Annotated in this window: 19 protein-coding genes and 1 pseudogene; 10 read left to right on the top strand and 10 right to left on the bottom strand. The window is 55.5% G+C overall.

Annotated features, from left to right (window positions below):
* The 4 genes from ABXR19_RS17560 to ABXR19_RS17575 form a co-directional block, all read left to right on the top strand.
* The coding region (locus tag ABXR19_RS17560; RefSeq protein WP_494338512.1) for a dehydrogenase family protein at positions 1-752 on the top strand (752 nt) is incomplete at its 5' end.
* A gap of 47 nt (positions 753-799) precedes the next feature.
* The gene (gene rnk / locus ABXR19_RS17565) at positions 800-1,213 is read left to right on the top strand and encodes a nucleoside diphosphate kinase regulator (RefSeq protein WP_354602456.1); all 414 of its coding nucleotides are present in this window, start codon (positions 800-802) and stop codon (positions 1,211-1,213) included.
* A 53-nt stretch (positions 1,214-1,266) separates the two neighbouring features.
* The gene (locus tag ABXR19_RS17570; RefSeq protein WP_354602457.1) at positions 1,267-2,064 is read left to right on the top strand and encodes an aspartate dehydrogenase domain-containing protein; all 798 of its coding nucleotides are present in this window, start codon (positions 1,267-1,269) and stop codon (positions 2,062-2,064) included.
* A 300-nt stretch (positions 2,065-2,364) separates the two neighbouring features.
* Positions 2,365-3,069, top strand: coding sequence for an HNH endonuclease (locus ABXR19_RS17575; RefSeq protein ID WP_354602458.1), 705 nt, complete (start codon positions 2,365-2,367; stop codon positions 3,067-3,069).
* Positions 3,070-3,355: 286 nt separating this feature from the next.
* Here the strand turns inward: ABXR19_RS17575 and ABXR19_RS17580 are convergent, their stop codons facing one another.
* From ABXR19_RS17580 to ABXR19_RS17595, 4 genes are read right to left on the bottom strand one after another with little or no spacing between them, the layout of a single operon-like run.
* On the bottom strand, positions 3,356-4,129 hold the full coding sequence (locus ABXR19_RS17580; protein WP_354602459.1) for a ferredoxin--NADP reductase: 774 nt from the start codon (positions 4,127-4,129) through the stop codon (positions 3,356-3,358).
* A 3-nt stretch (positions 4,130-4,132) separates the two neighbouring features.
* Positions 4,133-5,230 carry a DUF8744 domain-containing protein gene (locus tag ABXR19_RS17585; protein WP_494338513.1) on the bottom strand — a complete coding sequence of 366 codons (1,098 nt, stop codon included), beginning with the start codon at positions 5,228-5,230 and terminating at the stop codon, positions 4,133-4,135.
* Positions 5,230-5,514, bottom strand: coding sequence for a DUF2249 domain-containing protein (locus ABXR19_RS17590; protein WP_354602461.1), 285 nt, complete (start codon positions 5,512-5,514; stop codon positions 5,230-5,232). Before ABXR19_RS17590 ends, ABXR19_RS17585 begins: the two co-directional genes overlap by 1 nt.
* A 22-nt stretch (positions 5,515-5,536) precedes the next feature.
* Positions 5,537-5,845, bottom strand: a complete 309-nt coding sequence (locus ABXR19_RS17595) for a metal-sulfur cluster assembly factor (protein WP_354602462.1) — start codon at positions 5,843-5,845, stop codon at positions 5,537-5,539.
* A gap of 75 nt (positions 5,846-5,920) precedes the next feature.
* Here ABXR19_RS17595 and ABXR19_RS17600 point away from each other — a divergent pair, with 75 nt between their 5' ends.
* A complete protein-coding gene (locus ABXR19_RS17600; protein ID WP_354602463.1) occupies positions 5,921-6,358 on the top strand; it encodes an RrF2 family transcriptional regulator in 438 nt (145 codons plus the stop codon).
* Positions 6,359-6,427: 69 nt separating this feature from the next.
* Here ABXR19_RS17600 and ABXR19_RS17605 read toward each other — a convergent pair.
* A pseudogene (locus ABXR19_RS17605) lies at positions 6,428-6,610 on the bottom strand (IS5/IS1182 family transposase); the annotation flags it as partial.
* Positions 6,611-6,742: 132 nt separating this feature from the next.
* Positions 6,743-7,774, bottom strand: coding sequence for a hypothetical protein (locus ABXR19_RS17610; RefSeq protein WP_354602464.1), 1,032 nt, complete (start codon positions 7,772-7,774; stop codon positions 6,743-6,745).
* Positions 7,775-8,091: 317 nt separating this feature from the next.
* Here ABXR19_RS17610 and ABXR19_RS17615 point away from each other — a divergent pair, with 317 nt between their 5' ends.
* A complete protein-coding gene (locus ABXR19_RS17615) occupies positions 8,092-8,730 on the top strand; it encodes a hypothetical protein (RefSeq protein WP_354602465.1) in 639 nt (212 codons plus the stop codon).
* 83 nt (positions 8,731-8,813) lie between these two features.
* Here the strand turns inward: ABXR19_RS17615 and ABXR19_RS17620 are convergent, their stop codons facing one another.
* The 3 genes from ABXR19_RS17620 to ABXR19_RS17630 are packed head-to-tail and all read right to left on the bottom strand — an operon-like array spanning position 8,814 to position 10,396.
* Positions 8,814-8,930: a hypothetical protein gene (locus ABXR19_RS17620; RefSeq protein WP_354602466.1), complete on the bottom strand. Its 117-nt coding sequence runs from the start codon at positions 8,928-8,930 to the stop codon at positions 8,814-8,816.
* Positions 8,890-9,525, bottom strand: a complete 636-nt coding sequence (locus ABXR19_RS17625) for a helix-turn-helix transcriptional regulator (RefSeq protein WP_354602467.1) — start codon at positions 9,523-9,525, stop codon at positions 8,890-8,892. The genes ABXR19_RS17620 and ABXR19_RS17625 overlap by 41 nt, the downstream gene beginning before the upstream one ends.
* Positions 9,526-9,574: 49 nt before the next feature.
* On the bottom strand, positions 9,575-10,396 hold the full coding sequence (locus ABXR19_RS17630) for an SIR2 family NAD-dependent protein deacylase (RefSeq protein WP_354602468.1): 822 nt from the start codon (positions 10,394-10,396) through the stop codon (positions 9,575-9,577).
* A gap of 151 nt (positions 10,397-10,547) precedes the next feature.
* On the opposite strand from ABXR19_RS17630, the gene ABXR19_RS17635 reads away from it, so the two are divergent.
* The 4 genes from ABXR19_RS17635 to ABXR19_RS17650 all read left to right on the top strand — a co-directional run bounded on the left by ABXR19_RS17635 (position 10,548) and on the right by ABXR19_RS17650 (position 14,096).
* Entirely contained in the window at positions 10,548-12,026 is a 1,479-nt protein-coding gene (locus ABXR19_RS17635; RefSeq protein WP_354602469.1) for a hypothetical protein, read from the top strand.
* A gap of 58 nt (positions 12,027-12,084) precedes the next feature.
* Positions 12,085-12,798 (top strand): hypothetical protein, encoded by a 714-nt coding sequence (locus ABXR19_RS17640; protein WP_354602470.1) that lies wholly within the window; start codon positions 12,085-12,087, stop codon positions 12,796-12,798.
* A gap of 34 nt (positions 12,799-12,832) precedes the next feature.
* Positions 12,833-13,609, top strand: coding sequence for a hypothetical protein (locus tag ABXR19_RS17645; RefSeq protein ID WP_354602471.1), 777 nt, complete (start codon positions 12,833-12,835; stop codon positions 13,607-13,609).
* A 79-nt stretch (positions 13,610-13,688) separates the two neighbouring features.
* Positions 13,689-14,096: a hypothetical protein gene (locus ABXR19_RS17650; RefSeq protein ID WP_354602472.1), complete on the top strand. Its 408-nt coding sequence runs from the start codon at positions 13,689-13,691 to the stop codon at positions 14,094-14,096.
* 99 nt (positions 14,097-14,195) lie between these two features.
* Here the strand turns inward: ABXR19_RS17650 and ABXR19_RS17655 are convergent, their stop codons facing one another.
* A complete protein-coding gene (locus tag ABXR19_RS17655; RefSeq protein ID WP_354602473.1) occupies positions 14,196-14,396 on the bottom strand; it encodes a hypothetical protein in 201 nt (66 codons plus the stop codon).
* Positions 14,397-14,477 lie beyond the last annotated feature (81 nt).

A 14,477-nucleotide genomic window follows, 5' to 3' on the forward strand; every position in this document is an offset into this window, starting at 1 on the left:
TGAGCTTTGGCGGTTCGTTGATCCGCCCGGAGGCTACTGGCTATGGCACGGTGTATTTCGTTGAGCAGATGCTCAAGTTGCAGGGGCGAAGTCTCGATGGTATGCGGGTCAGCGTATCCGGGGCCGGGAATGTGGCGCAATACGCCATTGAAAAGGCCATGCAGCTTGGCGCCAAAGTCGTCACGGCCTCTGACTCCGGTGGCACTGTGGTCGATGAAGATGGCTTTACTCCTGAGAAACTGGCTGTCCTGATGGATGTGAAAAACAATCTGCACGGACGCGTAAGTGACTATGCGCAGCGGGTAGGCGCCACTTTCCTTGCCGGCGTGCGGCCTTGGTGCGTGCCAGCGGATGTTGCGCTTCCTTGCGCTACCCAGAATGAACTGGACAAGGCGGATGCCGAAACCTTGCTTGAAAATGGTGTGATCTGTGTTGCAGAGGGCGCCAACATGCCCTCGACCGCAGAGGCAGTAAAGGTTTTTGAAAGCAATGGAGTGCTTTATGCACCGGGTAAGGCCAGCAATGCTGGCGGTGTCGCCACCTCCGGTCTGGAGATGAGCCAGAATGCCATGCGCCTGGGGTGGCCACGCGCGGAAGTGGATGCCCGTTTGAGAGAAATTATGATCAGCATTCATGAAACCTGCGTGGACTACGGACGTACAAAATCTGGCGGCATCAGCTACGTCAATGGCGCGAATATCGCGGGGTTTGTGAAAGTGGCCGACGCCATGCTCGCGCAAGGCGTGATCTGAGTCTGCGCTTTTCGGGTTGTTGTTAATAATTAGTGGAAGAAAACGTCATGGCAGAATTGCCCCCCATCACCGTATCGAGTCTGGATCTGGAGCGACTGTATTCCTTGCTCGGCAAACTGCCGGCCGAAAATTTTGCCAGTGCAGTCGCTCTGGAAAATGAGCTGATGCGTGCCAACATTCTGGAAGCTGACCAGATTCCACCAGACGTCGTCACGATGCGTTCGGTCGTGCGCTTTGTGATTAATCCGAGCGGGAAAGAGTTTGAACTGGTGCTTTGTTACCCGGATGAAATGGATGACAACCCGAACAAGGTTTCCATTCTCGCCCCGGTGGGTGCCGCCATTTTGGGCTTGTCTGTTGGGCAGGAAATCGAGTGGCCAGCGCCCGCTGGTGGCAATGTCTCGGTCCGGATTGTTGCCGTGACCTGGCAGCCGGAGCGAGTGGGGATGCTGTCTTTGTGAAAACGGGCTCCTCTCAGGGCGGGCACGCAACCGAACCATTAGTCGGAGATGAAATGAGCCTTCAACGTAGAAAACTGAAGCTGGCCATCGTTGGCTGCGGATTTCTTGGCCGGATTGTGGCCGAAGCCTGGAAAAACGGGCTCTTGCCGGAGTACGAGCTGGTTGCTTGCCTGTCACGCAACCCGGAATCCGCCCGTGCGCTGGCGGATAAGTACAAATGCAAAGCCTGCGCCGATCTCGGCGAGCTGCTGGAGCTGGCGCCCGACTATGTTGTTGAGGCGGCTTCGCCCGGCGCTGTCAAGGAAATCGCGGAAGCGGTTTTATCGGCAGGGGCAAATCTCGTCTTGCTGTCCATCGGCGCGCTCGCCGACGCCAGCTTTCTGGCGCGCATCGAAGCCTGTGCGCGTGCCAACGGCCGGCGTGTCCATCTGGCTTCGGGCGCCATCGGCGGTTTCGACGTACTGCGCACGGCGGCGCTGATGAGCGCCATTGAAGCCAGTATCACCACAGAAAAAGGCCCTAACTCACTGCGCAATACCGCTGTCTTCAGCGAAGACTTGCTTGATGCCAGCGACAAGCGCGAAGTTTTTTCCGGCAACGCTCGCGATGCCATCGCGCTTTTCCCGACCAAAGTGAATGTAGCCGTAGCGACCGCGCTCGCCACCGCCGGTGCCGAAGCCACCCGCGTGAGCATCAATAGCGTGCCCGGCTTCAAGGGGGACGACCACCGGATAGAAGTTCATGGCGAGGAAGTTCATGTCGTGGTCGATATTTATTCGCGTACCAGTGCCATCGCCGGTTGGAGCGTGGTCGCGCTGCTGCAAAACCTGGCTTCCCCGATCGCATTCTGAGCGGTTTCACTCAATTTTATGCTGGGGATTTCGGATAAGCCGAATCAGCACCTCGCTATCATAGATCGTCGTTCGCACAGCAAACGGAGCTTTGCACAGAATGTTGCGAACGCGCGCCAATTGGCTGGATACGGAAGTTCACACGTCATTCCAGTGCTCTTAAAGCCCATCGCCTCTGTGCTTATTTCACTTCAGGATGATTCTCGATGCCTGTGACAGTAATTTAGTCAACAACGGACGTTCGAGCGGATCAGAAGATTCGAAAAACACTAACGACTAAAACTCGCAAAGAAGTACACCATGACTCCACTCGAGAGAGTACGGATTGAAAAGGCTGCCACAGACTACGGCTTCGACCTTACGCCACACGATGACGGCGGGTGGATTGTATTGCGCTCCAGCGCGTTTCCGGAACTCGTTCGTGTCACGACTGAAACCAACAAGGGATTCGTCATCGAGGCAAAGCCGCCATTGATATTTAACGGCTCTGTTGAGGCGACGGATATTCATGCACTGCATGCCTGTCTTGCCAAGGCTGCAGCAACGGCCAGAAACATACCCAACCGGATAGCACAGCAGTTTATTCAGCAAACGCACACTCTGCAGCAAACTACCGAAATCGAACGGGGCGTGGTTCAGCGGATCGGCCAGGGCCTGTTCAGGACGTCCTTACTGGATTACTGGGGAGGCGTATGTTGCGTCACAGGACTCGCTCTGCCAGAGCTTCTTCGCGCCTCTCGCATCCGGCCTTGGGCTAGGTGCGACACAAACGAAGAGCGGCTTGATGTGTTCAATGGATTATTGCTATCACCGAATGTTGATGCGCTTTTTGATGGGGGGTGGATCACTTTCTCCGATGCTGGAAGGGTGGTGATTTCGGAGGCGCTGCCAAACGAGGAGTGGAAACGCTTGGGTTTGGATGCAAGCGTATGCGTTCATGGCATTTGCCCCGAACATCGCTCATACCTGACGTTCCATCGCGGCGAAGTTTTTCGCGTGCTGTGACAATCCAATTATCGCTAAGTCATAAAAATAGGAAGGCGTTAATCGCGGCGCAATATGGGCAATATCCCTCGGCTTGTGAGAGTGCAACGCTCTGTTGCAGGCGCAGGATTCTGATCGAGTCTGATACGTGACGCTGGTGCGCAGGGCCGCCCCGAGAGGAAACCTAGCCCTTGTAGCTAGCTTTCGTTATCGCACACTTCGTCAAGCAACGCATCGATTGTGGGGCGCACCAGAAAAAGCACCGTGTGGTGCTCGCGCGGCAGCGGTACGAGGAGCAGGCTGCGCTTCACCAGTAATTCTCGAACAGCATGCTGCCGGCCAATCCACGCCGGCAGGGCGTGAAACCACGCGCATTGAGCAGGCGCCGCATGTCGGCCGTGAAATCCGGATTTCCGCACACCATGACGCGGCTGGTCACGGCATCAAACTGCAGGCCAAGATGCGCCGGCAAGCGACCATCCGCGATCAGTTGCGGAATTCGCTCGCTCAGCACTGTGGCACCTGTTTCACGCGTGACCACAGGCAGATAGCACAGGCGCCCGCCCGAGGCCGCCGCCAGCATATTCAATTCGTCTGCATAGGCTAGCTCGGCCGCTGCACGCACGCTGTGTACCAGCACCAGGCGCCGGTAGCGCGCCAAGGCCTGCGGCGTCCGCAGCAAGGACACATAAGGCCCCAGGCCCGCGCCGGTGGACAGCATCCATAAATCCTCGCCCGGTGCCAGTTGCGGCTCGAAAAAGAAGCCCAGTGCGGCCGACTCCAGCAGGACTGGATCACCGACACGGAGCTTTACCAGCAAGCAGGTAAAGGCGCCGTCGGGAATGAGGGTAATCAGAAATTCGAGTTGCGGCTCTGACGGCGCCGAGACGATCGAATAGGGCCGCCACAGAGGCGCTACATCCGCCACTGGTAAGCCAAGGCGGGCGTAATGTCCCGGCTGGAAATGGAAATCGGCCGGTTTATCGACGCGCAAGGACCACAGGTTGTCTGTCCAGCCATGAATGAAGCGGACATGCTGTTCGGTCGAACGTCGAAGTGCGGAATCAGACTTGGCATCCATGGTTCACCTCCGTTTTACGTTTGCCGCCCGTGCTGCCGCCAGCAGGCTTTCCAGCACCATCAGCATGAACAACGACAAGGCTGCGGCATTGCCCAACGCGGCCCACTGGCGCCATACGAAATCGCCACCACAGGCTGTCAGCACGCGCAGCAGCAGCGTGGCATGCAAGATCAGCAAGGGCAGGTAAAACCCTCGATGCCACCGCATTTTATGACGAGTAAGAGCCGGCACGATGACGGGCGCGTGGCCGAACACCATCGCGAAGACGAAACCGAGCAAGAGCGCATGCAGCGCCGCATCACGCAGCAGGCTACCCGTCACTAGCGCACCAGCCAAACCCAGCAACGCAGAAAACCCCAGCCAGAAATAGCCGGACAACAGACACAGCGCCATGTAGCGGGTCAGCCCTGCCGAATGAATGGTGCGACGTGCGATGTCATAGCGCAGCAACCAGGCTGCCAGTAACAACAGGGAGAGCGCATACACCCGCAGCGCGTCATCCAGGAATACGGCCGCAAAAGCACTACCCAGTAACAAGACGACAATGCCAAAGAACAGCCGGCGTGCCCGCGCTGGCGTCGGCACGAAGCGTGACAACTCAAGCCGCTCGCCGGCAATGGTCAGGATCAGGAAAGTTGTCCACAGCGGAACGGCAGCGACTAGTGTCCCGCCAAGTGCCCACACAATATTACCGAGCAACCATGCCAGCGCCCCGGCCGCCAGGGTGGCGTGGTGCGCCACGCGCTGGCGTCGCCACACCCACGCACAGGCCAGACTCATCCATAGCGCAGCCAGCGCCATCAGCCACACACCCGCTATTCCAGCAGGTAGCCAGATGAGCAGCAACACCGCCAGACCCGAACACAGCGGTGCCAGGTATGGCCAGCGCGCCGCAAGTGCGACGGCGCGTTCCAGCCCGATCAGCGTGCCGAAAAAGCCACCAATCATGAGTGCGCCATGTATTCCCACCAGCCGCAGAAAAAAATCTGGCACTAGTACACCAAGACGTGCCAGTCCCGACATCACCCCGCACAGCAAGGCGGCAAGCGCTGGCACTACCAGTAGCCAGCGCCAACGTGCGAGGCTAAGCACCCGTAGCATCAGGCACCACCACACCCACCGCCACAGCAATTGTCGGCGCCGACAAGCGTCCCGGTCTTGCCTATACGCACCTGCCATTGCGCCGGACCGTGCTCGATGTAATCCCAGCTGAAGGTGCCCTGCGATTCCGCCTGAAACTGGTAGTAAAGCGGCTTGGGGTCGTGATCATTGGTCAACAACATGGCCTGGCCGGGGGGCAGGTGCTCGAAGATGCCAAAAATGAGCGGGTGGCGGAATTTCGGTTCGATGTTTCGAACGTCAAGAGTGACAGCGGTTTGAGTCATGACTTTCTCCTGTTTGAATAAATTACTGATCCCAGCCAAAACGTAAACGCGCCTTCTCGCCCATGCGTGCCGGTGTCCAGGCGGGCTCCCACACCAGCTGCGCCTCCACTATCCAACTGGCGGGAATACGGGCCTTCAGGGCGAGCACAGCCTCATCCAGAATCCCTTCGCCCATCGGACAGGCGGGGGATGTCATGGTGAGATCGAGTTGCACCGAGGTATCGAGGATCGCCAGCCGATACACCAAGCCGAGATCGACAATATTCAAACCCACTTCCGGATCGATGACCTGACGTAGGGCGTCGCGCAGGGAGTCTGTCGTAATTGACATTGTTTAAGCTTTATTTAGGATGTATCTTTAATGTAATCCTTGGTTTTGCCAAAAGCAACACACAAAATAGATCTTATGAAACTTACTGGTTTTACCGACTACACCTTGCGCGTCCTGATGTACCTGGCTTTGAACCAGGACGAACTCGCGACCATTCAGGGCATTGCGAACGCCTATGGCATCTCCGAAAGTCACCTGATGAAAGTCGTACACCATTTGGCCAAAAGCGGTGTGGTGGAATCCATTCGCGGCAAGGGGGGCGGTATCCGACTGGCGCTTGCGCCCGAACAGATCCGCCTCGGCCGGGTCGTGCGCGAGGCAGAAGGCTCCAGTCCTATTGTTGAGTGCCTGGGCGAGCATGGCACCTGTTGCATTACCCCTAGCTGCAAGCTGGCCGGTGTACTGTCCAAAGCCTTCGGGGCGCTTTACGCAACGCTCGATGAATACACGCTGAGAGATTTGGTGGCAAGCCCGCAACCGTTAAGGGGCATTCTGCGAATTGTCGCGGCATAGTGTCCGCATATGAGCGGCTTTGTTGCATAAATCAGCCTGAGGGCGCAATGCCCCTGACCCCAAACGGACTTATGCCAAGCGCACGGTTTGAGGTGTGCCAAGCGGGGTGAAACGATTGAGCAGCGCGGCACGAATTTGCAGCTCAGCAGCCTGACGATTAAAGTCACGTGCCATCACCCGTTCGCCGAGAAACTTGAAACATCGCATTTTTGTTTCAATCAACCTGCGCCGATGGTATCCGGCAGATTTCCGAGTCGATCTGTCGACCATAGTCATACAGTCAGCCGTTCTGTCATCCCCCCGGTTGGTGCCCGAAAATCGCCGCAATTCAACCCCAACCAAGCCATCATCGGCTTTGGCAAGCAACGTATAGGTCTGAGGGAGTTAAAGCTCAAGTCGTCTCAGCCAGCGTCCTGTCATTAAAGTTCTATCAAAGCTAAACACATGCTCACGTGGGCTCTCTTGGCATCGGCCAACGATGCGGCGAGGAAAATCAGGCTCACCCCTATCGAGTAGTACCTGCGCACCGCAGATCGGGCACTGAGCGGCGTACTTGATCATGCGGGCGATCTTTGGGGCGTCCGAAACTCCGCCGTTCGGGCGAAAAAGTTCAAGACACACCCCTGACTCTTTTGATGTGATCATGGTTTCTGACGCCACAATCATTCGGTCATCAACAAGATGGGTGAACCTCCTGATGAGACGGCTGGCGTACCAGACGAGCAATCCGAGGTAGATCAGTAGCACAACGTCACGAGTTGTCACTGGCGTTGCACTGAGGCCGAGGAGATATAGCAGAAAAACGCCCCCGAGGCCGATTGTGGTCGCCCAAACAATTGGCCCCAGAATCAGGATCCACTTGCGCCAGCCGCCGGCAATGCGGTTCTGATCAAAGAGCAGTTTTGCCCACCACGAAAGCTCTAACTTTTCCGCCGGGATATAGGCGATGTCGTGTTTCGGGACGAAATGCTTAATCGAATCGGTTGTTACTGGCGCCGAGAGTGGAAGGGCGACCAGCGAAATCAGAGCTTGATTGCCTGCGCCGCCATCGCTTTCCAGCTTCTGAATCCATGGGTAGAAAGAGAGCCCTTGGTCTGCAGCAAATTTCTGAATACCTTCTTCACACCTCAGCTTGAAATCGCCACAAATCTCCTTCCAGTAGCGGCTGAACCATGCAGAGGCGTCGCCCTGCGTCTCACCTGTGACAGATGTCCTGATCGCGAAGTAGTTGAAGTGCGGGGTTTTGCCCTCTTCAAGATTGGACAGTGTTTCCTCTGCGAGAAATCTCAGTATTGAAAAAAGCTGCTTCGATTTTCCATGGACATTCAGATAGTTCAACAAGCAGCTTGCGACAGCACGCCGCTGATCGTCGTGGTTAGCACACTCGTTGTTGTCGGGGGCTTGATCAGTAGCCATTATTTTCCTGTCAAAGACTAACGCAAGGGGTTGCTAGTGATATAGAAATGGGTGGTTGCCTACCCTGACTTCGTGTTCAACCGCGAGGTCAAGATTATGCGCTACAAATTTTTTATCAACAGTATCCCAATCCACGTGCGGAGCTTGCCATCCGGGGATCTGGCTGTTTGGCATCCATTTAACGCGGAGATTCAGGCTGTCGTCGAGCCCATTTGCCGAGGGTGTGGATACTGGAATCCTGCGTTCAAAAACTGGGTGGTGCGCGCTGCATGCAAACATCGCGTGCTCGCTGCGCTGTCTCATGTGGGGAGACTCATATGAGTACGGTGATCGCGCAGATCAAATGGGCGCTGGACCTTCAAACGATGAAGTTGGTCAAGGCCGATCGTGCTCAGCACCGCCCCGGAAAAGGGCGTTATCGATGCCTCGACGAGCGATGTGCTAGCGACCTAACAGTTGCGAGGAGCAAGCAAGGCCGGCAGCACTTCAAGCATTTTCGGAATAGTCATGCAGAAGGCTGCGTGTTCCATGACATGTCGAAAGGGGTGCATCAAGCGGCACAAAGAGTACTTGCTACTCAGTTCTCAGAAGCCCTGCGGCGTAGAACGCCGATGCCGCTGATGCGCTTCAGAACAATGGAGGGTGATGTGACGGTCCTTCCGTTTATCGCGGCACAGGAAGTTGTGATGGAGTGGGTTTGTCCTGAAACAGGGCGGCGGATCGACGTTGCGCTGCTGGATGCTTTCGGAAAACCCGTATTGTTGATCGAAGTCTGGCACACCCACGCTGTCGATATTGAAAAGCGTAGAGATCTATCTCCGTACTGGTGGATCGAAGTTGAGGCGAGCGAGGTGCCCAATAGTTCTGAGGTGCTCACAGTAAGGAGCCACGACAACTTGCCTGAACAACTCTCCCAACAGTGGGAGCAATTTGAGTTGTTTGAGCGTGGTGATTAGTGTCTATATACGTTAGAGCGCATCAGATCGTCATCGTATCTTCAGAGCTATGAATTCAGATCAACCAGCCTCATCACGGAACATCAAGCACGCCCCCTTTTTTCATCTGAATAAGCATCCGCCGCAGCGCGCAGGCCGACAGCAATTCGTTTTCTCAAGTCAGCAGGCCCGATGATGCGCATCGCAGCCCCATGAGACATCACCCATAACTGAAGCTGGCGAGTATCCCGTACCTGCGCTTTGATACTCACCCGTCAGACTTTCGTCGTGCAGCAGGCATTCATGCACGACAGCCAGCACCTCTTCATCAACCTTCGGTGGTGCTAGTGGCATGCTTGGCTGCACATTGCGCACTTTCTCGACCCATGCGGCTTGCCTGTTTTTGGGTGCCAGCTCAGCCAAAGTCTTGCGCGCCAGCTTGAAACGCGGCTGCAATGTTTTGAGTACGCTGGCGGGCAGCAGCGGCTTCAGCGTGTCTTCAATCACCTGCAACGAAAGCGCCTCGGTCACACTCAGGCCAACTCCTTCTAACGCACGCCCATCCTTCCAGCGCCAGCCATACGGGCGCGATTTGTCGTTGCACTCAATATTGGGGGCAAACACCTCAGCAAGCAGCTTGAGGTCGCGCTCTACCGTGCGCTTTTCCACCTCATGGCTTTCGCTCAGCAGTTTTTCGAGCAAGTCGCGCGAGCTCGCGTACGCTCCATTGCGTGGCAGGTGGAGCAGTAGTTCCAGCATGCGGCGCAGTGTGCTGCTGGTATCGCTTTTCGACATCTCGTCCTCACCGTTTTCCATGTCTGTCCATTAACGACAGTTACCGCTGCTCGCTGGAATGGCCTCTGGTTCAGCCTCGCCAAGCTTGCTCAATCAACTCCAGCCCAGCCAACGCCCCGAGCGGAATACTGACGGCACGGACATCCTTCACCTCCGCTTCACGCGGATTAATTCGGATCAGTGGTGCGCCAAACAACTCACCCTCAACCCTGACTGACGGAATCGCGGTTCCCGCGCCCAACTCAATCACGACCGGGCGTTCAAGTTGCTGTCGCCAAGCATTCAGGCGCAGCCCCTGAAACTGGGTGCGCTGACTAACCCAGTTCCAGTCGTTGAACATCAGGATATTGGGCCGCGCGGTCACGCCGCAGTAAGGACAGACGGGCATTGCATTGCTCAGGGCACAGTGCGCCTCATCCACCACCGGCTTGAACCGATCTGCCGACCAGACATCCTGCTCACATCCGCTCATGCATTGCAGGAAGTGGATCGAGCCATGACATTCCACAATCTGTTGCTGCGAAAAACCAGCTTTCTGGAACTGCCCATCCACGTTGCTCGTGAATACGAAATGCCCATGCGGCATGCCGGCGCTCAGCGCCTGAAGAATCGCAAACCCGCGATGCGGCACGGTTTCACGATAGAGCTTCAGCCTGTGCCCGTAAAAGCCCCAGGCCCGCAGCGGTTTACTCCTGAACGCATCCGGATTGGCGATCTGCCGGAAATCTACGCCCGCCTGCTTCAGCGCCGGATACGCCTGCCAGAACCCCTCGCTTCCACGAAAGTCCGGCAGGCCCGAATCCACGCCCATTCCCGCGCCTGCGGTAATGACCAGTCCATCCGCTTCGCGTAGCCAGCTCACAGCCTGTTTGATTGCCATATCGATCGTCATTGCCCAGCTCCCGCAGTTGATGCCGGTAGTTTGCGCGACCCAAGCGACCACTTATGTCGCAAACAGTCACGGGCGAACAGCTTCTGATTGCGACATAAGTCGTCGCATGTAAAGCCAGAATGGATTTAACACATCAAGCGCCAATACACACATGCAAACCGCCAGCCAACAAGAAATCCACGCCCTGGAAGCCTGTCTGCGAAATGGCAGCCTGTCGGTGTTAGGCGCAGCGGCCAAACGCGCTATCTGGGCTTGGTGCGGGCGCAACAAGGGTTGTGTTTACCGCGAACGGATTCAAGCGCTCGTGAGTGTGCCGCTGCTCGCAGCCGGAATTCCCGGCGTGCTTGATCCTGAACTTCGGCCCGATTCGTTCAATCTCTGGCAATGCGCAGTTGATACAGCACAGCCGCTGCTCGCCATTATGGCCAACAGCCTCGGAACGAGTGAAACGCGTGTTGCACGCTTGCGCGAGCTGCCGATCAGCTTGCTTAACCACCCCGCCACGCCCGATTTACAACGAATGGCGCAAGCCGAGCCGTGGCTCCCAGCTTACACACACCTGCAAACACGGCGGCACTGGCTGGCGTGGGAAAGTCTGCTTTTCAGTGTCTTTCGAATAGCCGCGCCCTCATCCCTTGCTGATTGGCGCGCCATACGCAGAACGCTCAACCCCTTCGCGAATCAAGCGGATCGCATGCAGGTATTTCTTGACAGCCCCCTACTTGCGCGAAACAGCATTGAGTCGAGAATTCAGACCTGGCGCGTGGCGCAACTCGATGAACTGAAAGTGCTGTTATCCACAGAAACTACAGCACTCAGGCGCTCATACATCGCCCGTCGATTGCGTGGATTACTGATTCGACGCATCGGCCCAGACAAATGCCTGAAGCACTTCATCGACAGGTCTATAGAACAAACCAACAGGCCCGACTGGCCGGCATTCTCCAAGGAGACCTTGTCCTGCGGGGCGCGCATTGTCGTACAGCTCAAAAATTTTCAAGCACTCATGGAAGATGGCGCGGTACAGCGCACCTGCCTGCTTGACCGTGCAGAGCATTACGCCGCCTTTTGTAACCAAGGCCAAGGGCTCTTCTTCTCGCTGCGTGATGCCGACACCCAGCGGCGCTGCTCAACCCTGCAAATCGAGGTAGATAGGGAAAACCAGAGCCTGCTTGTCCTTCAGCATTCCGGGCCAGAAAACCGCGAACCCACTTTGGCTTGCCAACAAGCGGCTGCAATCCTTATCCAGACCTTGCAGGCCAACCTGCCTGTCATCTTGCAGCAGTGTGCAAAGCAAAGTGCCGACGACGCGGAAGAGCTTGGCACTTGCTTCAATGCCATCCCCGATCTGGCGCGACAGCTGCCTTGGCTGATGCGCCAAGCCAACGATGAAAGCGCGGCCCTGCTGCTGGCGGATTTGAATCTGGCTGAGGCATGGAGCCGCGTGGATGTGCCTGCTGATCTTGATGGCAACGACTTGGCCGACTGGATCAACGCGAATGGCGGCAATTGGCCTGCGTGGGATGAGGCTGTGGCGCTCGAGGCGCAGCTCTACCCAGACGAGCCTTTCATGGTATGCACAAGCAGATATGCACAGTGCAACTTCAATCCAGACGACCCTTTGATTTGACCCGTATTGTTATGAGCGCAGGCCAGGTTGTGCATTTTCACCCCTCCCGGAGACCCCAATGAATCGACGCCAATTTATCCACGCCAGCGCTGCGCTTGCCTTAGCCGCACACTTGCCGATGGCGAAGGCCAAACCAGCCGGCCGCAAGTTGTTGATCGGTGTCGGCGGCGCGGGCTGCAATATCCTCGCCGCTGCAACGCGAATGGTGCACGAGCAAGGGCTTCGCGGAATCCACACCTGCGCCATTGACTGGGCGAAGCTTCGCGATAACGCAGCGGATATCGTTGTGCGTCTGGACGAGGTGTATTGCAGTTCAGGGCACAAGCCGGCCAACGCGCTGGAATGCTTTGAAACGGAGGCATTCGCCAAGCGGATCAAGGTAGGAAACTACGGCACGGCCGCCATTTTTGCCGGACTGAATGGCGGCACCGGCGGCGGGCTCACGCCGCTTCTGGCAAAGCAGCTAGCTGCGATGAATGTCGACGTCAGCGTCTCTGCGTGTCTGCCGTTTGCCTTTGAAGGTTCGGAAAACCCGATTCATCCGACGGCGCTGCGCTCCCTGCGTGGCATTCTCCCCGCTTCACGAATCCATGTCGTTTCGCTGGATGAGTTTGCACGGCGAAATGAGTCACTGGCGATGGATGAGTTCTTTGCAAGTACAAACAAGTTTTTGGTGTGTAGTGCATTTAAATATCCTAGAAAAACACCCACACATGCACGAAAGACGGATTCAGTTTCGGATAGATCAGCCGTAAGATTAGTTTTTCTTTAAAAACTCTTTGGATTGTCAACAAAGGAGACTTTTCATGATTGAATCAGCAGTAGGTCACACAACATCTCGATGGAAATCATTTGGCGCAATCTTATTTGAGTCACTAGCTAATGAAATTGAGATCGCTCTGAAGAACGAAAACAAAATTGAACAATTGTGGAGTCATGAAACGACTTTGGTTGGGTTGGTGGCGACGGGTTTGTCACGCAACCCAAGATTCTCAACTTCGACAGTGAAGTTGGAGTCGACAATTAAAAAGCCTGGAGGAACAAAAACAACAGAGATGGGTCGAGCAGATTTAATTTTAGAAAGAATGCCATCAGAGGAGTTTGATGATTGTTTTGGTTTATGGATTGAAGCCAAAAGAAGTAGGTCTATTTTAAAGAAAAAATCTCAATTATCCGCAACGTGGTTCGGAAGCGACGGGAATTTGAACTCAATAAGGGATAGCTTAATTAGCCAGGCTCGTCGAGATTATCTAAGATCAAGCGATAATATGCATCGCGTGCGTTGCAATACAGTAGAAGGCTATCATTACGGAGCGCTACTTTTTGCGCTACTGGATGACGATAGTGCAAGCGAGCTAGACGTCATTGAGGTGTTAAAAACAGGTTTCAGTCTTCCGCGGCTAAATGTAGCGACTAGCCGAACCATGGAAGAGGGATCAATAAAAGGAATGAGGATAAGACGGCGCCCCACAGTAGTAGCCGCATTTCGTCTCGGAAAAGAAAAAACGGGGCCGATGCTCGTAGCTAGTTTTACGATTTTTTCTGAACTTTCAACATCGCCACCAGATAATGAAGAATCTTGAATTGCCCTCGATGTGCTGCTGCCCTGCATAGAAATTCAAGCTTATTTTTAAAATTTAATCCGATGTCAAGCTGACATTCATGCATAAAGTCCTTGAAGACCTCCTGTACGCCCGTTACCCGGACATCTTCCGGGAGCGGGCGCTTCCGCCCGAAGCGTCCGCCATGGGCAGGGGCTGTACGTGTGGCGACGGCTGGTTCGCGATTATCGATGCGGTGTGTGAACAGATAGCGGATTCGGTCACTCAGGGCGAGATGCCGACCGTGACATTTCGGCAGATCAAAGAAAAAGTTGGATCTTTGCGTATCCATTTCCGTGGTGGCGATGCGCATACCCGAACGCTGGTCAGGCTGGCCGAAGCCTTCTCCATCCGGATCTGTAAAGAATGTGGTGCACCAACCGACATCCATGACGTGAGCTACAGCCGGCCAAGCCAATTGTGCAAGGCCTGCAACGCGGCGCTCACGTCCCCTAACAAGCAAACTTGAACGTCTTGCGTCTTCATTTGACCTTGATCTTGCGTTGCCCATGGAGACTAGTTTTCGGATGACGCCGAAATTTTTAGATTTTCGCGGCATTTGGCTGGATCAAAAATCTCCATGCACAACCCGAAGCGACGCGTCTTGGCTCAGGCCGAGTGCGCTGCGCAGGTGCTGGATCGCAGCGAGATCCTCTGAGTAGGCGCTGCTTTTCCAAGACCGCTCACTAAATACGAAGTCAACGATCAGCAGATTGCTTTCATAGTCCTTGCCCGCCGCATAAAACTTCCCATATACGTTAGAGCGCATCAGATCGTCAGCGTATCGTCAGAGCTAACCTCGTTTTCAAGGTGCAGAATGTCTGTAGGCGCCAGACAGAGCTAAAAATTC

Source organism: Uliginosibacterium flavum (assembly GCF_040566545.1).
GTDB classification, from domain to species: Bacteria; Pseudomonadota; Gammaproteobacteria; order Burkholderiales; family Rhodocyclaceae; genus Uliginosibacterium; species Uliginosibacterium flavum.